The organism is Prevotella sp. TF12-30, from assembly GCF_003436715.1.
Taxonomy (GTDB): domain Bacteria; phylum Bacteroidota; class Bacteroidia; order Bacteroidales; family Bacteroidaceae; genus Prevotella; species Prevotella copri_A.
Genome location: NZ_QSQJ01000032.1, coordinates 1 through 19,748, shown reverse-complemented (window position 1 = coordinate 19,748; position 19,748 = coordinate 1). Strand labels below are relative to the sequence as shown.

Here is a 19,748-nt window from a genome sequence, read left to right as displayed (position 1 = left end):
GCTTTTATATTCTTTAACTATTTTTTGTGCAGTATTCATGCTGGTTTCATATCTATATATAAATAGTACAAAAATAATATACTCATGGATTCAAATATACAAACTTTAGTATTTAAAGCAAAACAAGGAGATAATAGTGCTTTCAGCACATTGTATCAGATATATTATCCTAAAATGAAAGGTATATGTATTAATATTCTTAAAGAGGACAAGGATGTCATTGATGACCTTGTCCAAGATGCATTTATACTAGCGCTTGTATCTTTGAAAGATTTGAAGAATCCTAACAGATTCGGTCAATGGCTTACAAGTATAACTTCTAATCTTGCATTAAAATACAAAGAAAAGGGTAATACATTTAGATATATTTCTTTATCAGACATAGATGAAAGTGTGATTGACAGCTGTGATGATTGTAGAAATACAGTATCTTCTATCCAATACGAGGATATTATGGCTGAAATCGATAAATTACCAGTTGGATACAAAAAGGTATTCAAGCTTTCTGTGCTAGATGGTTTGTCTCATCAGGAAATTGCAAAGTTGCTTGATATAGCTCCACACAGTTCTTCTTCGCAATTAGCGAGAGCTAAGGCTTTGTTGAGAAACAAATTGAGCCAGAGAACAATACTAATTATGGTATTGGTTCTCATTATTATTCCTGTATATAAGCAACTTATAACCCAAAAACAGCTTATTTCAGAAAATGATACCAATATAACACGCAGACGTAAAATAAAAGGTCAAGTTAGTCCAGCATCAAAGAACGATGTTGACTCTACAAACTGTACCTCAAAGCAGAATCCATATACTCTTTATCACAAGATACTAACCGTAGAGACTATAGCAGCAATGCGTGATGATACAACGGAAATAAAACATAATATAATTGCACATATAACAGATACATTGCAAGATGAAAAGCAGTTTGCTGTAAATAGAACTGATAGTATCTTGGTAAAAGATTCTATCATCGCCCCTAATCTCTATAAGGAATCATGGATTACAGAAAATCTTGAGGTTCACAAAAGGAATAAGTGGCAATTACTGGCTGCAACTTCTTTAGGTACGACTCTTGTACAGAGTGTATGTAAGTTTATGAAAAGTAACGATATTACTAATGATTTGCCTTCTGGTCCGGACCAGCCAACAGACCCAACCAACCCTTCTGGGAAGTATTTCACGACATGGGAAGACTATGCAAAAGAACTACATCGCATTTCCCAGGCAGACCCTACTACAGAAAATGTAGCCATGGCAGATATTGCAGACCACAATAGTGGAGAAATAGTAGAAGTAGAACATCATGACAAGCCAATAACATTGAGCATTGCTGCAAATAAAAACATAGGTAAAAGATGGAGTTTAGAGACAGGACTTCAATATTCTTATCTGAAATCATATCTCATTCTTGGTACTGGCAGCTATCGTGTTGACAAGGAACAAAAGCTCCACTATCTTGGTGTTCCTTTCAAACTGTCTTATCAATTTATGAAGTTCAAGAGATTGTCAACTTATGGTTCTGTAGGCACAGGTATTCTGATTCCTGTATATGGAAAAACTGATGCAGATTATATCGTTGGAGATAAGTCTGCATACACAACAGATTGGAAACTGACGCTCCCGATACAGTGGTCTGTAAATACAAACATCGGAATCCAATATCAGTTTGCACCAAATCTGAATCTGTTTATAGAACCAACTATGAATTGGTACATTCCGAATGGTAGCTGTATTAAGAATGCTTGGACAGAACGTCCATTCACATTTACCGTTCCATTTGGAATAAGGTTCTCTTGGTAAAAAGTCTCTTTTCGCATGCAGTCTTTTTGGCAAATTTGTATCTATATGATAAAAGGTCAAAACATTATATAGATATGCAGAAAAGACATACAGATAGAAAGATGTACTTCCATGACTTGGAAATTACCTCTAAAGAGTTTTACGTCAGCTATTTATCAACTTTCAAAAAGTTGACTTCGAAAAGTAGAGTATTAGAGGTGGGTTGTGGCGAAGGAGGCAATTTAGTCCCCTTTGCCCAACTTGGCTGTAGAGTTACAGGAATAGACATAGCAGAATGCAGAATAATAGATGCGAAAGCATACTTTTCGGAAATCTGCGAAAATGCCACATTCGTGTGTTGCGACTTTATGAAATACCATGCGCCAATCAATGAAGAGGAAAAGTTTGACGTGATACTATTACATGATGTAATAGAACATGTTCCAGCGAAAGGAAAATTTCTGTTACACCTCAAAAGTTTTCTAAAGTCAACAGGCGTTCTCTTTGTCGGATTCCCTGCATGGCAGATGCCGTTTGGTGGACATCAACAGATTTGCCGAAGCAAACTCTGTTCGCACTTTCCGTTCATACATCTGTTACCAAACTCTATGTATAATTCATTATTGAAACTATGCAAAGAGGAAGAGGGTACTATAAGCGAGCTGATGAGCATAAAAGAGTGCAGAACAAGTATAGAGTTATTTGAAAAATTGATAAAAAAATGTGAATTTTCTATTGTTGACAAGAAGTTTTGGTTTATCAATCCTCATTATAAGCAGAAGTTCAAGCTTACTCCATCGCTGTTGCCTCGTTTTGTTTGGAAAATTAAGTATGCAAGAAATTTCTTCACTACTTCTTGTTGGTACATATTGAATTTGAGCAATACGTAAAAGTAATACTCTCTTGTAGAGTGATAGAATATAAAAAAGTAAAAAGAGAAATCTCATGCAAGTTTTGAAAACGAGTTGCGTTTATTAATTAGTTATAACCCTTTAATATAAAGAAGCGTATGAAAATTAGAATGATTCTTATGGCATTAGCAGCTTTGCTCTGTTTGACAAGTTGTAGCGATGATGATTCTGGAATTCAGCTCACTGATGACGAAGTAACCGGTGATATAATTACTGGTAAGCAGATTGTTATTAACACTCTTACAACCTATACCGATAGTGGCAGCAAGGTGAATGTTAATGGAGCTAAAGGTAAAGTATCAGCAACTTCTTCTGATGATAGTGTTGCCAAGGTTTCGTGTTCTTCAAATGAGTCTGAGAAGGAGATATACGTAAGTGGCGTTTCTGAGGGAAATGTGACTATAACCGTAACCGACTCAGACGGAAATTCTGCTATCTTAAAGGTAGAAGTAAAAAATTGGACTGCCCGTTGGAAGATATATAGAACGATATATGTGGTAAATAGAAAATGTTTAGTTGAAGGCGTTTCTTCCGAGGATTCCGCAGCTATCGCAGCCGATGCCATAGAGAACGACAAGTTCTATAAATATTATACTTTCCGTACTCCTACTAATAATCCTTTTGGTGTTATAACCAAAAGACTTACCATAACTGACAGTGAAGGAAATACTCGTATGGAGGGAGTTCTTAACATCCAACAAAATGCTGATAATACAGAAGTTTGGTATTTGTTGCCTTTCAAAGATTATAGAGCAGTTGTCTTGGCTACATTCTATAGTGACGGTGAGAGTATCTTTAAAGATGTGACAGATAATTATAAGAAGACTTATCCTCACATTAAAAAGGTCGAGCTACAAGCCATTTGTGCAATAGAGGAATTGGAGCCGGACAAATAAGTAAGAGTGTTTCTTGTAACATTTTTGTGGATAAATCCCGAGGAAAGATTTCTAAAGAAACGTTTCCTCGGGATTGTTGTATTTATACAATTCCAAGAGGCTCGTGAAGATATCTTCAAGGCAGATTAATATGCCCCTAAAACTTTCCAGTCGTCTATGAGTTTGAACAGTCGGGGCATGGCTGGCTTGTAACTGTCGGGATAGGTGAGGGAATAGACGAAGAGTATTCTGCCACTCTTGATGAATTTATCGTAATGACTGTAGCCATCTACTCTTACTCCGTTTTCATAGACAGGACCGGAGAGGATGAATGCCTTATTCGATGCCTGCATCGTCCTTTCCGAATGAAGCTTCTGGGCTAGAGAATCGGCACAAGCCTGGAGGGTGTTGCTATAGTTGGGGGTAACGTAACTCTCCAGAATGATGTTGGCATGATTGGTGAATGAGAAGCGGGCATAGCCCTGATATCCCGATACCGAAGTATCCTCCTGCTGGAAGAAGCAAGGATACTTGACAACGTAGCCGAAGTCCGGATCATTGTATTCCTTCATGGGCGCCATCTCTACCTTGGTCTTGAAATCCGCCATCGGTGTATGCTGCTCTTTCGTAGCCTCATGATGATAGTTGATGATGAAGTTTATCATCATCAGCAAGACAACTGCTATCAAAAAAATCTTCTTCATATCTTTGCTTCTTTTGCTCCTTTTGTATTTTTGCTGCAAAGGTATGAAGAAGATTGAAAACTGCCAAATAACAAGTATGACATTTGACTGTTATTTGCCTGACATTTGGCTGACATTTCTGAACTTATCTGATTATCAGTCGGTAAGACTTGCCTCTTTCCGACTCAATCATGAGGTTGCTATTCTGCTCAATCACCGGTTTGATACGGCGAATCAAGGTATAGAGCGTTTCGCTGGCATCCGGTTTCTTGGGCCAAAGAGCATCACAAATCTCCTGTTTGGAGAGTTGATGATGCGTATTGTTGAAGAAGAGTTGCATCAGCTGGTGCTGCATCGGAGTAAACTTGATGGCTTGTCCGCTTTCCTGATTGTAGAAGGAATCCTCGTCTTGAGAATAGCACATGGTGCCGAACATATCAGTCTCATGATTCCAGGGTTGTTTTCTGCGATGATAGTATAGCGATGCAATTGCCCAAATCATAGCCATGAGGGTAAGCGTCAAAGATGTCCGCTGGTTGCTCATACTCAAAACATCTGCCATCGAACAGTTAGCATAACTTTGGATAGAATGCTCGTTGAGGAGCATCTGTTTGCTGCTGAGTAGGTTGGCGCTATTTACCAGCTGGGAATTGTTCTTGCCTCTTCTTCTGTCTTCCATCACATAGCAGAGATTACTGGTCGACTTCAGCAGGTCGATGCTGAGATGTGAGCGGTAGCTCTGGATGGTATCAGGCGTAATCCATTGATATTTATTTTCCTGAAGAGTCAGAGCCAAAGCTTTGTTCATATCTTGTACAATGGCATACTGTGCCTTGCGGTAGTTACTCACGCTGGAGAATGCCGCAGACATCACAAGGATGGCGAAGATGAGGATGGAATGATATGCTTTCAGTTTCATATTATCTATTCTGTTTAAATGATATACTGTTTAAAGATTCAAATGCAAAAGTACAGAAATTCTATGAAAGATGGAATAAAACTAGATATAATATTCGTTAATTGATAAATGTCAGACTCATGTCAGTCATATTTTTCGCTTTGGTCTTCTCTTTTTGATACCTTTGCAGCAGAAAACTAGTTTTAGAAAAGTATATGATGACAATGAAGAAAAGTAAATTGTTAACAGCTATGGTGATGCTGTGGGCATTGATCTCTTGTGCAGAAATAAGTGCCCAGGAGATCCAGAAGGTATCGAATGATTCTATAGCCTTGCAAGAGGTTGTTGTGAAGGCGGCACGAGTAGTCAACAAGGAAGATGGCAAGTTGATATTCCCAAGCGATATTCAGAAGCAGCGTTCTTTTTCTGGTTTTTCGCTTTTGGGAAAGTTGGCTTTGCCTCATATCAGGGTTGATGAGGCTGGCCGTTCCATTTCTGCTACCGATAATAAAGGAGAAGTGCAGATTCGTATCAATGGCATTCTCGCCAATATGCATGACGTGCAGATGCTGGATGTAGCTTCTATTATGAGTGTAGATTATATCGACAGTCCTGGCGTAAGATATGGAAAGAATATTGCATATGTGATAGATATTCATACCCGCAGGGCTTCATCGGGTGGCAGTTTGGGCTTCAACCTGACTAATGCGCTAACTACCAAGCTCGGTTCGAACGATGTCTATGCATCTGTCAATAGGGGCAAGAGCCAATTGAATATTTTATATGAGCAGACTTATGTGGATAATAAGGCATCCGAATATAATGAGGATGCTCAGTATCTTCTACATGATGGTTCTGAGTATCAGATATCTCGAAAAATCATGCATGGGGCAACTCGAAATTATGATAATACATTGCAGTTGAAGTATAATCTGGCTGATTCTGCCTTATATGTATTCCAGACAACGCTTACCACGGATTTCTGCAATCAGCCTTATACATCGAATGAGATGTGGTTTTCTGAATCAGGGAAGCCTGCGTATCCTGTTTACAGAACCAGCAAGGGTAGGGATTTTACTCCTGCTCTCGATTTGTATTTCTATCATCAGTTGGGAAAGCATCAGTCTTTGTCGGCAGATGTTTTGGGCACTTATATCCACACCAAAGGAGCCTATTATGAAGGTGAGGGTGAACCCTATCAATATCAGGTAGATGGAAAGACCTATTCGCTCATAGCCGAGGCTATCTATGAAAACCGGTTGAAACCCTTTACATTTTCTGCAGGAACCAACTTGAACTGGAAATATATGGATAATCAGTATTTGGGTGATGTGGTTAGCGAGAATGGTATCCGTTCATTGGGTATTTATGGTTTTGCACAAATCAAGGGAAGTTTGGGACAATTCAAGGAAGGAACATCCCGTTTAACTTATGTGGCTGGCTTCGGGTTGAGTAATCAGTCTTATCGACAGGGAGATGAGGAATTTAGTTTTTGGCTTTGTCGTCCGAAACTCACTTTAGTTTATTCCCTTTCTTCTTCGTTTCAGATCCGCTTGGGAAGTGAATTATCACAGCATATTTCGCAGATAGCTATGATTTCGGATACCCGTATTCGAAAGAACAGTATGGAATGGACTGTGGGTAATCCTTCGCTTAAGCCTAACAGTAGATATGAGAACTGGGTTGCGTTCTCTTTCAGTAAACCAAGGATAAATACTGATTTTACCTTGAATTATCGCATCAATCGTCATTGTGATTTGGCGAAATACACCCGCACGGAAAATGATCAGTTTCTTTATTCCCAGACAAATCAGCCCCATTGTAATATGTTGTATCTTACGAATGATACCCGGTTTGACATTATCCCCGACCACCTTATATTATCTGTGAACGCAGGTATTTACCGTTTTTTCAATAAGGGCGATGAGTACAGTCATTGTTATACCGCTTATAATTATGGTGGAACATTACAGGGATATTGGGGAAAATGGACTGTGATACTGTATGCTGATAACGGTTGGAACTTTATGGAGGGAGAGAACATCGGGCATAATCCTCCTTCATTGGCTGCCTCAGCCAGTTATCATATAGGTGATTTCGATTTTACGCTCTATATGCATAATCCGTTTATGGCTCATCCGAAATCCTATTCAGCAGAAATCGTCAACGCATTACTCCGTAAGCAGGTTTGTGGTTATGACAATTCGGAAGGTAATTTGTTCCGTATCGGTGTTGCCTGGAATATCAATCGGGGAAAGGACTACCGTAAGATACAGCGGAATATCAACAATGAGGAGCGCGAAACGGGTATCTTGAAATAGGTGGCTTTGCTTTCTATATGGGTTGCATGGGCAACAGCCGGAATTTATTTCTTCCCTTTATTGATGATATAAATTCCGGCAGTAGCCAATGCGCCTGCTATCAGATACTTCCAGTAGAAGGTTTCACCAAGACAGAGGCAGGAGGTGATGGCTCCTACTACGGGGATGAGCGAATTGTATATCGCTACCTTTCCTACGGGATTGCAGCTCAATAATTTGTTGTAGAGAGCGAAACTGATGGTTGAGATGGCAATGAGCAGCAGAAGGATGGTGATGCCCCAGAGGCTGATGACTGGCAGATAACCACCCATTAACAATGCAGGAATCAACAGCAAGGCTCCACCGATGCTTAGCGAATAACCGGTTCCTACGAAAACATCCACCCTCTTGCTCAATCCTCGGGTCAGCAGGGAAGCACTGGCTCCACACAGGGCATTGAGGATAATCATACCATCGCCCAGGAATGTGAAACTTCCGCTTTCCTTTCCGCCAAGGTTCAAGGCAAGGATGCCCAGGAAGCCGATGATGCAGCCCAATGCCTTTCGCCACGTCATCCTGTCGCTCTTGAAGAAGATGCAGGCAAGGATAACCACCGTGAAGACGCTCATAGAATTGAGTATCGCTGAACGTGCTCCTGCATTATGCGAGAGTCCGAAATAGAAGAAGGCATAATGAAGGGTAGTGTTGAGGAGTGCATAGAGGAGAAGGAACCAGACATTCTCTTGAACAGCTTTCTTCTTGAATCCGAATTTACGGTGCGAGCTTCTGGCGATGGCAAGGATGATGATGCCGGAGATGAAGAAGCGGATGCCTGCAAAAAGCATCTTGCTTCCGGTCATGTCTGCTGTAATCTGATATTCCTCCATTCCCATTTTAATCAATGGGTAAGCCCATCCCCACGAGATAGCAGCCGTAAGGGCGAACAGGCTTACCCATACCGGGCGCTGAAATATACTGAGTGTATTTGTTTCTTTCTTTTCCATTTATATTTATTGTAGGAGTATTGAAGGGTTATTTTACCTCTTCAAATTCCCAGTCTTCTACTGTTCTGGTTTGAGTACTGAAGCTGATACCTATTTTATATATTTTTCTTTCATCTGCGGAGTAAGGAATCATATAACCTTTCTCGTTTATTTGAGCCAAAGCCTCTTGGGCAGGTTTGTTGATCTTTATCTCAAAGACAAAGATTGCTGTAGGAGCAAACATTACAGCATCAGCTCTTCCCCTGCAACTTTTTACTTGTGTATAGGTTGCCACATTCATCATTGAAAGAACGATGTAGAGAATAGTCTCATAATAATATTCGCTCTTTTGCATATTCTCCAATACGCTCTTTCCTCCCTCTGGGTATGGAATAGAAGCAAAGTAAGCCTTCATCTGCTCCATGGCTTGGTCTATGTTACCCGTCAGCAGGTCACGATAGAAGAGTGCTGCAAAACCTAAGGACTGGCTATCGCTCTTGCCGGAATAGATGGGAAGGAGATTCTCCATTAATCCTGCCCTTACCTCTTTGTTTGGAATGCCTAGATAATACCCATTGCTCAGCGGGTCATACTTTTTGATGGTAAGATAGCCGCTTTGGTAGAGCAAAGGCAAGGCATCGCTCATCTTTTCCGTAGGACGGTCGAAGGATGAGGAAAAGGCAAACATATCGTCAAGTGTTGTGACATCTGTATGGAAATGTTGCATCTGATGAATCAGGTAGGTTGATGTCCCCGAAGCATACCAGTAGTTGTCGATGAATCCTGCCGCAAAACTTCTCATGAGACTGTATGGATTGAAGATATCTTCACCTTCCCGGCTGAAGTGGTAACCATCATAGTTTTCTCTTAGCAATTCTCTCATTCTTTCGAATGATACATGATTTTTGCTAGCCAGCAAAGCAATATCTTCTTTCAGAACGGTGTCCAGTTCATCCTTGGTGATGCCGCAGATGGTAGAAAACTCCGGATCCATACTGATGTTGGTAAGATTATTGATGGTGCTGAAGATGCTGAGTTGAGAGAATTTTGTGATTCCCGTGATAAAGGCAAAATGAATATGCGAACTGTTGGCTTTAATAGGCGCATAAAACTCCTGCATGATAGTTCTTACAGCTTCCAGTTTGGTCTCATCATGCAACACATCAAGTAGAGGAGCATCGTATTCGTCAATAATGATAACGACTTTTCTGCCGGTCATCGATTCTGCCTGTTCTATGAGCTGGGTTAAGCGGTTACCGGCACTTTTCCTCATATCTTCTATTCCGAATTGCTTTTCGAACCTGCGTAATTGCATGTCGAATTTTTCAGGAAAGAGAGATAAATCGCAGTTCTTGAAGGTTGACAGATCGAAATGGAGTACAGGATATTCTGTCCATTCTTTCTCCAAAGTTTCGATAGCGAGTCCTTTGAAAAGCTCTTCCCTTCCTTCAAAGTAAGAGTGCAGCGTACTGCTTAGCAGGGACTTACCAAAACGGCGTGGACGGCTGAGAAACACATATTTGTATTTCTTTGCCATATTGTAAATGAGGGCGGTTTTATCTACATAGATCATACCTTCCTCTATGATGTCGCTGAAGGTTTGCACCCCAACGGGATAGATTCTTTCCTTTGCCATAATCTTCGAAGTTTATATTTCCACCGCAAATTTACAATTATTATTTGATATATGCAAATAATCAAGTGCAATTGTTTTCTTTGAAGGCTAGTTTTTATACTAGCCCAAGAGACTCAGCCGAGGTTCAAGGCAAGGATGCCCGGAAATCCGATCTACAAGTCCCCCAGATGTCTTTCTATCGGAATTCCGCGGTTCTTGTCCTTGTCATCCTTGTTGATGTCTATCCAGTTGCGCAGGGTATCCATGGCGATGCGGGTGGCATGGCGAAGATGATCGCCATCCTTCAGTCTGCCCACGATGATGCTGGAGAAGATGTCGCCGGTGCCCGGGAACTGAACGGGGATTTCTTCGTAGGGCAGGAGGAAATACTCTTCTGTAAGATGATTGAAACCTACCACGGCATGCTGACCCTCTACGATGCACGAGGTGATGAGCACGGAGTGGGAACCGATGGCTCTCAGTTTATCTATCAGTTCATAGGCTTCCTTCTCAGAGATTCCCTCTTCCTTATATTCCGAATCCGTCAGCAGACAAGCCTCGGTATAGTTGGGAAAACAGAGATGCGATACGCTCAGCATCTCCTTCATGCATCTCACGGTACTCTCACTGGCTCCACCATAGAGCTTGCCGTAATCGCCCATCACTGGATCCACATAGATGTCGGTGCCCAGTGCAGCCTGTTCTCTGCAATAGCGTGCCACCAGCTTAGCCTGACGCTCCGAAGCCATGAAACCCGTGGTGATGGCATCGAAGTGAATGCCCAGTTCGTTCCACTTCTGCAAGGCTTCCTCGATATACGAAGTGCATTCCAGAATGGCGTACTTGCCGTATGGGAAGGTGTTGCTGATGAGCATGGTTGGCAGATTGAACACGTCGAGTCCCATATAAGAGAGAATAGGCATCTGAACTGCGGCAGATACCTTTCCGTAACCACACATATCGCTGATAATAAGGATATTACTTTTCGCTTTCATTCTTTCTTTTTTCTACTTGCTTTTCTTTCTTATCCTGATTATCTCTTAATAGCTGGCTGTACACTTGATGCCCAGAGCCTCTACACGGTCCTTGATGGCATTGAGAACTTCCTTTGGTGCCTTTTCCAGCAACTTGTCTGGTGTTTCGCGGGCGATGGTATAAACCATTACCTGCTGAGGCTGGATGTCTTTCACTGCCTCCAGCCAAGGAGCTACGAAGTGTTCGCTGGTATTGTCCAAACCGTCACCTCTCAGGAACATGGTCTGGATGATGACGTGCCCCTTGAACATCTTCAGATATTTGATCACATCCTTCACGTCGTAGTTAGGCTGCTGAGGGCGGTCCAGCTTCTTGATGTAATCCATATCCACGGTATCCAGTTTCAGGATGTTGTTATCCACGAGCATCAGCGCCTCTCTCACTTCCTCCTTATATATATAGGTGGCGTTGCTGAGTACGGATACTTGTGCTTCAGGGAAATATTTCTTGCAGAGTTCCATCGTATCTTCCACGATTCCCTTGAAGTCTGGGTGTCCCGTAGGTTCACCGTTTCCTGCGAAGGTGATGTCATCCAGAGGCTGGTTGTTGTCGTGGCGCTCTTTCAGAACCTTCTCCAATCCTTCTCTTACCTCCTCGCGGGTAGGGCGCTTCTTCTTAGGACGGAAGTCGGCGTTGAATCCGCATTCGCAATAAACGCAGTCGAATGAGCAGACCTTGCCATCAGATGGCATAAGGTTGATGCCCAGTGAAACTCCCAGACGGCGAGAGTTTACCGGACCGAATATCGGTGATGGATAAATAATCGTTGACATAATCTTATTCTCCTTTATCTAATCTATTCTTTATTTTATCTTGGTAATACCTATTTTATACCAATCTTATTTACTTGTTCGTAATTTGGTGGGCAAAAGTACTAAAAAATGTTGGAATGAACAAATAAATCAACTGAAAATCGATTTATCCTTACCATTTGTCTTCTATCTCCGATAGTTTGTGTACTTTTGCATTCCAATCCGGGGAGATTCTTGGTGATTTCGATTCGGATTTAAAGAAAAAAACAAAAAAGTTGATGTTTTGCTTAGTTTTTCGCTTGGCTCAACTGTATAGATAGTATATGAACAGAAAAAAGGACATAGAACAGTTATTCCGTCAGCATTACGCGAAGATGTACAATCTGGCCAGATGCATTCTTTCGGATGATGACGAGAGCAAGGATGTGGTGAGCGAAGTATTCGCCCAGATTCTTGCCGATGATGTGGTTCTGGTGCCTGGAAGTGAGGAAGGTTACTTGATGCGGAGCGTACGCAACCGCTGTCTCAACCTGATAGCTCATAAGAGCGTGAAGGAAAGGGTGGCGAAGCTGCTGCTGGATGATGCTGACGTGATTCTCTCGGAAGAGACCGACGAACGGCTCGACCGGCTGATGCTTCTCATCGAAGACCTGGAACCGCCTATCCGGCAACTCATTTTCCGCCTGCGCTATCTTCAAGAGAAATCTTATCAGGAGGTGGCTGATGAAGTGGGAGTGAGCAAGGTGACGGTATTCAACCATCTCTCGAAGGCGATGGACTGGATTAAGAAACAATTTAAATGAGCAAGACAATGACAAACATGAGTAAAGACGAAAAGCGGATGATGCTCTTTGACATGCAGGAGCATCCCGAGAAATATACCGACGAGCAGGTGGAGCACTTGCTTGCCGATGAGGAAGTGAAGGAGTTCTTCCATGAACTGGCGATGGCGAGAATGGCTGGCAAGAAAGCCAATCCGAAGGAGGTGGATGTGGATGGGGCTTGGAAGGAATTTGTTCAGGCACATCACGAGGGTAAGATGGAGATAGATGCCGGCAAATTCAAGAGCGTTTATCGCAACCGGATGAAGATTGCTGCATCCATCGTCGGCATCATCTTTCTTTCGGGTGTAGCCTTGGCTGCGATTCACAATGGTTGGTTGGGATTCCCGGCTTCTGATCAGGCAGCGGATAACAAGGCTGCGACAGAACAGAAGGCAATACCCCAGGCGCTTGCGAATGACAGTATTCGTGCTGCAACAGCAGAAAACAAGGATTCGCTTGATATGAAGCCGGTGGTGTTTGATGATGCTGAATTGGGAACCATTCTGGCTCAGCTATCCGGTTTCTATCATGTCAAGGTGGAGTATGTAGATGCCGGTGCCCAGCACATCCGTCTCTTCTTCAACTGGAACAAGACGAAGACTTTGGAGCAGAACCTTGAGATTTTGAATGCTTTCGACCGCATACAGATAGAGTATATTGGCGGTACATTGATGGTGAAATAAGATAGGAGGAAATGTTTATGAGAGATTTTTGGAAACCAATGCCCGTTAACGGCAAGCCTGTCAGAGAGCTTCTTCTCCTCTTCCTGTTGCTTTTGGTTCAGCAGTCTTATGCCCAGCGCATCACCCGACAATATAATAATGTGTCGTTCTCTGCGGCGTTGAAGGATTTGAACGCCCGCCAGCATAAGTACACCATCAACTTCGTGTATGATGAACTGGAGGATTTCAGGGTAACCAAGAGCATCAGAAACCAGAGTGTTCCCGATGCCATCATGCAGCTGATAGGATTCTATCCCATCAAGATGACGCAGGTGGAGGATAATATTATTGTGGAGTGTACGCAGAAGACTCCCACCAAGATGATAGGCCGTATCATCGACAATAAGAAACGCCCTGTAGATTTCGCCAATGTAGCCCTGCTGAATGTTAGTGATTCTTCATTGATAAATGGTGGCGTGACGAATGAGAACGGCCAGTTCGTGATTCCCTGCGGAGCCACAAAGGCGATAGTTAGAGTAAGTTGTGTGGGCTATCATACGGCTGTAGATACTTATAATACAGGTAAAATTGGGTCGATAACATTGAAGGAGGCAACGATGAACCTGCAGAAGGTGGTTGTGAAAGCCGAAAGAGGACATGTCGTCAAGAAGAAGGGAAATGTCAAGACCTTCTTTTTCAGTCACCACGCCAATGAAACCAAGGATATTTATACAGCCTTGACAGAAGTCCCAGATCTGCGTATTGATCCGACGATGAAAGCCATCAGTCTCGCCAAAGGTGGTGCGCCATTGGTCTTGATAGATGGTATTCCCAAATCTCACTCCTTGGCAAGTATCTCACCAGCTATGATCGACAAGGTGGAAGTTTCAAACAGCGTTCCTTTGGAATATATGGGACAGGGATATTCTGGTGTTGTCAATATCATAACCAAAAAGCATAAGGAAGTGAGCAGATACTTCAACATGGGAGTATTGTCTCATCCCGTCGTGGCTTTTGGTTCGGCTGATGCAAGCTTCTCCTACGATAAGAGCAGGTTTTCTATCTACTCTGGGTTGACCGGTTTCGCCTTTTTGGATAATAAGTCGAAGACAACAGATGCATTAACCGTGTCTGGCAAGAATCAAAATACAGAAACCGAACGCACCAATTATTATAAAGATTGGAAAGCTATGGTAGGAGGAGATTACCGGTGGACAGACAAATCGGTCTCTTCCTTAGGCTTTGTATTTGAACTGATTCCTCAAAACTCGTTCGATACAGGTAAGATAGAATATTCATCAGAAGATGACTTGCTCGGAAATAATATTTTGGATTATCATCGTAAATATGATGATGACTTATACAAGTATCAAATGAATTTGTATCATAAATCTTCATTCGGCAAAGCATCTTCCTTGACATTCCATTTTAGTGGCATCTATTCCTACAATACAAATACCACTAAGCGTCAGGAGAATCAAACCGAATATCTTTACTCTGCTAAGTATAGACAAAAAGAAGTGAATGGTGGACTGGATTATGCCTTTCCATGGGTTGCAGCTAATTGGAAGATAGGAGCCAATTCCGTATTCCTGTGGCACAACATCCAGTCGCAGGCTGACCATACTCTGTCAAAATATAATGAGTGCAACAATTATGGCTATCTTGAGGTAGAAAAGAACATGGGAAATCTTGATGTTTCTGCTTCCTCGGGAATAAACATCGCGTATAGGAGTATGGGGAACGACCATTTCAGCTTTGTCAATTGGCATCCGATCTTAGACTTGTCATATCATATGGGAACCAATCACAATTTGGAATTCTCTTATGAATATGCAAGTTCGAATCCGGAGATAGACCAGTTGTGTGATGTAAACTCTGCCACTAATCCTCTGTTTGTGAATGTAGGAGATAAGAACATCAAACCGGCATATACTCATGATTTGCAATTGGATTACACAGCCAATATTAAGTCTCTGTACATAGATGTTTTTGCTCAATATGAGAATATCCGACAGCGCATAGCCCAGTATAGCAAGGTGAATATGCAGCAAGTGGTGATGTCTTACTATAACGATAAGAACAGCTACAATCTGTATAACTGTGGCGCAACTGTCCGGTATATGATTCCTCACTTTGTCTTATTGGGGATGATACAACAGAATTGGGTGAAATGTGCAGGCTATTCTGATAACTATTTCTACGGGATGCTCCAGGGACAATATTACAATGATAGAGTCAATGTCAATTTAATGTTTGATACGAATGAGGTAAAGAATTCAACGCCAGAGGCAAGGTATAAGACTTCTCCGGAATCACAGTTTACTATATCTTATTCCATATCGAAAAGCTTTGACATCAGTCTCGGAATGCGTTATCTGTTTACCCATAAGCATATATGGAATACCGTACAGACTGCGCAAGTCCAGGAATCCTATTGCAACAACTTCAGTACAAGACAGAATTTGGTGATGTTGGGTTTCAGATATAACTTTAATGGGCAGGACAAGAAGAATCATAGCGACCAGGTTTTCAAGTCTGCCAATTCAAAGAGTTTTATCAAGGATTATTGATGGTTCATTGAGTCCACTTGAAAAAGTTGTCTAGGTTTGAAATCGATCAAGCGAAAGCAAAACCATATTGGCTTGCTCTTTGCTTGACCGATTAAAATTTTGTCTTGTGATGGAATCTTTACAGGTGTGGCGTGAGCCCAAAAAGCCTTTAAGGAGATTTATTCCTTCCCTTAAGGAAAAATATATTTTCTCTTAAGGATATTTTTATTTTTCCTTAAGGGAAAATTTTAAATCTCTTTATGCCCCGTTTTTCTAGCATTTCAGGCGAATATGTATTTCCTGGAATATTGTTTACATAGATATGTTTTTTATCTCTGTTACTTCCTCTTTTTGGGGCAACTCTTTCTTCTTTCCTTGCCCTCTCAGCATCTTGCAGAGTGGGAGGGTGAGGAGAAGCCAAAGCTGGCGATGTATGGAAAAACTCCGACATCTCCGGCAAAACCATATTGGTTTGCTCTTTGCTTGACCGATGTTTTTTATTAAGTCCCTTTGTTGTTTTGTTATATTTTAATTAAATATGGTTAAATTCTGTCGTTTTGTTGTGTTGTTGTTTTTTTTTTGTACTTTTGTAAGCGAAATATAAGGTTTTACTAACTCGAAAGAAATATGAGGAGATTTTTATTCGTTATAATCAGCTTGCTATCATTAGTCATGGTAAAAGCGCAGGAGCCCAATTCGGGAGTTTCACAGCAGAATGTTTTTCATGGAGAAATTGTGTCGAAGGAAGGAAATGGCGGAATTGCAGATGGCTATGTCCTGCTTATACTAGATGGAAAGATATTTAAAACCACCGCTTCTGATAAAAAAGGGCATTTTTCAATGAAGAATGTTCCTGACGGTAATTATATTGTAGAGGTGACGTGCTTGGGTTATCAGTCGGTAAGTGATTCTCTTAAAATAAAAGGTTCAACCCGTCGTAATTTTCAGTTAATAGAAGAGGCAAAGGAATTGGGAGAAGTGACAGTTGTTGCAGACCGTAGCCAAATAGTAAAAAGGACAGCTAATGGTGAAGTGTTCTATCTGTCGTCTGCAGCCAAGAAAATGAGCAATCCTTTCAGGGCTTTGCAGGAGATTCCTGCCATCATATCAGATGCTAACACTTCGTCTGTAAAGACACTTGACGGTAAAGCTCCTTTGATTCTCATCAATGGCAATATGGTCAATTCGGGTATCGGACCGATTTCTCCAGCAGACATTGAGTCTGTTGAGGTTGTAAACTCAGTATCTGCCCGCTATTTGCAAGAAGGTGTTACGAGTATTTTGAACATAAAGCTAAAAAGACATACCAAACCATATTTATGGCTTGAAGGGGCAACACGTCATGAAATTCCTGTTGGCAATGGTTTTGGTGTGGGGTATTTTGAAGTGGGAAACCATAAGATAAGTCTTTATGGTAGAGCTGCCTATCACTATAAATATCATGAAGATGTGGAATCTTCTGTTAATCGCACGAACACAGGTTATAAACAGACTTATGACCAGTCAACTCGTAATGACACTCACAAATGGATAGGGGAATTGTTACTGAAGTATCTGATTACGTCTAATGATTACTTTGCGGCTCAGTTCTACGACTCATATAATTCTACAGAAGGAAAAAGCTTGGCACAGGGAAATTATCTTACGGATATTTCGCAGTTGTATGGCTTTCAATCCTTTGATAAGAATAAGAGTAATATTCTCACAACGAGTCTGTATTACAAACATTCATTTTCAAAAAGTAGTGATTTGGAGTTGCGCTTAGCATACAATTTCAATAAAAACGATTATAGTGCCAATCGTGTAGATTATTACGACGAGCAGCAGGTTGATGCTAATACTCTATATAACAACAAGCGTCATTCTGGAAGTTTTAATATAGACTATTCCAAAGAATATGCCAACAATAGCTCTCTTATAGCGGGAAGTCATAGTACGCTTATTATGGATGACATCGATAATGCCATTGGTGAAAATCCTCTTTTCAAACATCATAGCTATAATCAATATGTGTATGTAGGTTATGGTGGTTCTTTCAAGCAATTACGCTATAATGCATCAATAGGAATGGAGGGTATATGGGCAAAGGCAGGCGAAGCCAGCTACAGTTATTTCCGTCCAAGGGGCAATGTTAGTATGACATGGATAGCCAACAAACACAACTCTGTTCGCTTAAGTTACCAGCTTACAAATATGGCTCCGAATGTCGCCTATCTGAATCCTTACAATACATCAACAGATTCATTGTTTGTAAGTTTAGGTAACCCGAATCTGAAACCTCAGATGACACATTACGCCTCTATGTCATATACTTTGAATGTCGGAAAACTCTACTTTATCCCTACTGTTGGGTATAAATACGTAAGTGATGTGATAGAAAACTACGGTTATTCCGATGGGGGCATTTATTATAGCACTTATGCCAACACTGGGCATTTCTCCCGAGTATCAGCAGGCGCAGATTTGAGTTATCGTTTTAAGTGGGGACGGGTCTATGCCGGTGGGGGCTGGAAAGCCGATCGTTATATGGGGCAAGATGCCAAAAACTCTGCTTATGCTTCATTTGGCTTTAACGCACAAGTGAAAAACTTTTCATTCTATGGTGATGTAGATTATAATTCAAGAGATTACACGGCATTGGCTTGTACCAGATATAAGCATCCGTCAGTTGCCAATCTTCAGGTAAATTTCAATTTTACGCCAGACTTTTATATGGGTGTCTGCTTACAGCATCTTACGGGTGAATATCAAAGCAAGGTGACGACGGTTGACGGATCTTTCCATTCTGTAATAGAGAATCATTACAAGGACCAGAAATTCCGTCCATGGGTAATTCTAAGATATACTTTCCGCAAGAATGCTGAGAAGAAACATAAACTCGGCAAAGTCTTGAATAGCACAGAAGAGGGTATCTCTATTTTGAAGAAGTAGAGTTCTTAGGTTTGAAATCGGTCAAGCGAAGGCAAAACCATATTGGTTTGCTCTTTGCTTGACCGATGTTTTTTATAATTCTTCTATCATCTTATTGATTGTTTCTAACATTCCAGGGAGTTTGTTCTTGACTACATCAAAGACAATAGATTCATCTATGTCAAAATAGTGATGAGCAATAATATCACGGATACCCATAGCTCCTTTCCAATCTACTTCTGGGTAGTTAGGTAGAAGCTGCTTTTGAGTCATTTTATCAATACCTTTGATACTTTCTCCTATTGCAAGGAGCAACATACAGGTACTTTCGAGACGTTCCATGCCAGCAGGAGAAAGTACATAGTATTGAGAATCATCAATTGTTTTGGAGTTGTTGATGATTCTTTCAATAGTTGAAGCTATTCGTTTGAGTGAATAGTATAAGAGTTCTTCGTCATGCATAGATTCCATCTCTTTTAATTTGCTTCAAAAGCATCGGATTCATGTTATTGCGAAGTCGGACAATATCTACAGGCTTACCAAAGAGCTCTTGCAGTTCTTCCTTGATGTGAACCATTGTAAATAAGTCGGGCTTTTTCATTTCCACACAAACATCAACATCGCTGTCTTCGGTCTGTTCGTTTCTAGCCACAGATCCAAAGATTCCTATCTTTGTAATGCCATAAGCATCTGCTTTGGTGCTCAGGTATTTGCGAAGTATGGTAATATAATCGTTTGTCGTATTCATTATCTTTCCATTTTTGCCACAAATATACGATTTTATTTTTTATGTTCCAAGTTTTTGCAGGGTTTTCTTGCAATGATAGTTCAAAATTCTTGGTTTTATGGTGTTTTTTATTACCTTTGCATAAGTTTTTCGAAAAAAATAGAAAATTTCTTCATTTTAGGGGTAATTGATTTCAGGAAAGCTTGTATATAAGAGTAGAAACAAGAAGAAAATGACGT

Annotated in this window: 17 protein-coding genes; 8 read left to right on the top strand and 9 right to left on the bottom strand. The window is 41.1% G+C overall.

The window, feature by feature from the left end:
* Window positions 1-84 precede the first annotated feature (84 nt).
* The 3 genes from DXD25_RS11600 (at window position 85) to DXD25_RS11590 (ending at window position 3,589) form a co-directional block, all read left to right on the top strand.
* The gene (locus DXD25_RS11600) at window positions 85-1,803 is read left to right on the top strand and encodes a sigma-70 family RNA polymerase sigma factor (RefSeq protein WP_117663648.1); all 1,719 of its coding nucleotides are present in this window, start codon (window positions 85-87) and stop codon (window positions 1,801-1,803) included.
* A 74-nt stretch (window positions 1,804-1,877) separates the two neighbouring features.
* Window positions 1,878-2,672, top strand: coding sequence for a bifunctional 2-polyprenyl-6-hydroxyphenol methylase/3-demethylubiquinol 3-O-methyltransferase UbiG (locus DXD25_RS11595; RefSeq protein WP_117663647.1), 795 nt, complete (start codon window positions 1,878-1,880; stop codon window positions 2,670-2,672).
* Window positions 2,673-2,791: 119 nt separating this feature from the next.
* Window positions 2,792-3,589 (top strand): Ig-like domain-containing protein, encoded by a 798-nt coding sequence (locus tag DXD25_RS11590; protein WP_117663646.1) that lies wholly within the window; start codon window positions 2,792-2,794, stop codon window positions 3,587-3,589.
* 125 nt (window positions 3,590-3,714) lie between these two features.
* On the opposite strand, the gene DXD25_RS11585 is transcribed toward DXD25_RS11590, so the two are convergent.
* Window positions 3,715-4,272, bottom strand: coding sequence for a hypothetical protein (locus DXD25_RS11585; protein ID WP_117663645.1), 558 nt, complete (start codon window positions 4,270-4,272; stop codon window positions 3,715-3,717).
* A gap of 124 nt (window positions 4,273-4,396) precedes the next feature.
* Window positions 4,397-5,170: a helix-turn-helix domain-containing protein gene (locus tag DXD25_RS11580; protein ID WP_233522297.1), complete on the bottom strand. Its 774-nt coding sequence runs from the start codon at window positions 5,168-5,170 to the stop codon at window positions 4,397-4,399.
* A 203-nt stretch (window positions 5,171-5,373) separates the two neighbouring features.
* Between DXD25_RS11580 and DXD25_RS11575 the strand changes: the two genes are divergently transcribed.
* Window positions 5,374-7,470 carry a hypothetical protein gene (locus tag DXD25_RS11575; protein WP_147327902.1) on the top strand — a complete coding sequence of 699 codons (2,097 nt, stop codon included), beginning with the start codon at window positions 5,374-5,376 and terminating at the stop codon, window positions 7,468-7,470.
* A gap of 44 nt (window positions 7,471-7,514) precedes the next feature.
* Here the strand turns inward: DXD25_RS11575 and DXD25_RS11570 are convergent, their stop codons facing one another.
* From DXD25_RS11570 to DXD25_RS11555, 4 genes are all read right to left on the bottom strand, one after another.
* On the bottom strand, window positions 7,515-8,453 hold the full coding sequence (locus DXD25_RS11570; protein ID WP_117663643.1) for a DMT family transporter: 939 nt from the start codon (window positions 8,451-8,453) through the stop codon (window positions 7,515-7,517).
* A gap of 28 nt (window positions 8,454-8,481) precedes the next feature.
* Window positions 8,482-10,068: an ATP-binding protein gene (locus DXD25_RS11565; RefSeq protein ID WP_117663642.1), complete on the bottom strand. Its 1,587-nt coding sequence runs from the start codon at window positions 10,066-10,068 to the stop codon at window positions 8,482-8,484.
* Between the two features lie 152 nt (window positions 10,069-10,220).
* Window positions 10,221-11,042: a bifunctional hydroxymethylpyrimidine kinase/phosphomethylpyrimidine kinase gene (locus tag DXD25_RS11560; RefSeq protein WP_117663641.1), complete on the bottom strand. Its 822-nt coding sequence runs from the start codon at window positions 11,040-11,042 to the stop codon at window positions 10,221-10,223.
* A 45-nt stretch (window positions 11,043-11,087) separates the two neighbouring features.
* Window positions 11,088-11,855, bottom strand: coding sequence for a radical SAM protein (locus DXD25_RS11555; protein ID WP_117663640.1), 768 nt, complete (start codon window positions 11,853-11,855; stop codon window positions 11,088-11,090).
* Between the two features lie 302 nt (window positions 11,856-12,157).
* Here DXD25_RS11555 and DXD25_RS11550 point away from each other — a divergent pair, with 302 nt between their 5' ends.
* From DXD25_RS11550 to DXD25_RS11540, 3 genes are read left to right on the top strand one after another with little or no spacing between them, the layout of a single operon-like run.
* Window positions 12,158-12,637 carry a sigma-70 family RNA polymerase sigma factor gene (locus tag DXD25_RS11550; RefSeq protein WP_117663639.1) on the top strand — a complete coding sequence of 160 codons (480 nt, stop codon included), beginning with the start codon at window positions 12,158-12,160 and terminating at the stop codon, window positions 12,635-12,637.
* 17 nt (window positions 12,638-12,654) lie between these two features.
* A complete protein-coding gene (locus tag DXD25_RS11545) occupies window positions 12,655-13,341 on the top strand; it encodes a DUF4974 domain-containing protein (RefSeq protein WP_233522296.1) in 687 nt (228 codons plus the stop codon).
* Between the two features lie 17 nt (window positions 13,342-13,358).
* Window positions 13,359-15,893, top strand: a complete 2,535-nt coding sequence (locus DXD25_RS11540) for an outer membrane beta-barrel protein (protein WP_158556332.1) — start codon at window positions 13,359-13,361, stop codon at window positions 15,891-15,893.
* Between the two features lie 214 nt (window positions 15,894-16,107).
* Here DXD25_RS11540 and DXD25_RS11535 read toward each other — a convergent pair whose 3' ends face one another.
* The gene (locus tag DXD25_RS11535) at window positions 16,108-16,338 is read right to left on the bottom strand and encodes a hypothetical protein (RefSeq protein ID WP_117663636.1); all 231 of its coding nucleotides are present in this window, start codon (window positions 16,336-16,338) and stop codon (window positions 16,108-16,110) included.
* A 161-nt stretch (window positions 16,339-16,499) separates the two neighbouring features.
* On the opposite strand from DXD25_RS11535, the gene DXD25_RS11530 reads away from it, so the two are divergent.
* Window positions 16,500-18,803 carry an outer membrane beta-barrel protein gene (locus DXD25_RS11530; protein ID WP_117663635.1) on the top strand — a complete coding sequence of 768 codons (2,304 nt, stop codon included), beginning with the start codon at window positions 16,500-16,502 and terminating at the stop codon, window positions 18,801-18,803.
* 72 nt (window positions 18,804-18,875) lie between these two features.
* On the opposite strand, the gene DXD25_RS11525 is transcribed toward DXD25_RS11530, so the two are convergent.
* Both DXD25_RS11525 and DXD25_RS11520 read right to left on the bottom strand, forming a co-directional pair.
* On the bottom strand, window positions 18,876-19,244 hold the full coding sequence (locus DXD25_RS11525; protein WP_117663634.1) for a DUF86 domain-containing protein: 369 nt from the start codon (window positions 19,242-19,244) through the stop codon (window positions 18,876-18,878).
* Entirely contained in the window at window positions 19,237-19,530 is a 294-nt protein-coding gene (locus DXD25_RS11520; protein ID WP_117663633.1) for a nucleotidyltransferase family protein, read from the bottom strand. Before DXD25_RS11520 ends, DXD25_RS11525 begins: the two co-directional genes overlap by 8 nt.
* Between the last annotated feature and the right edge of the window lie 218 nt (window positions 19,531-19,748).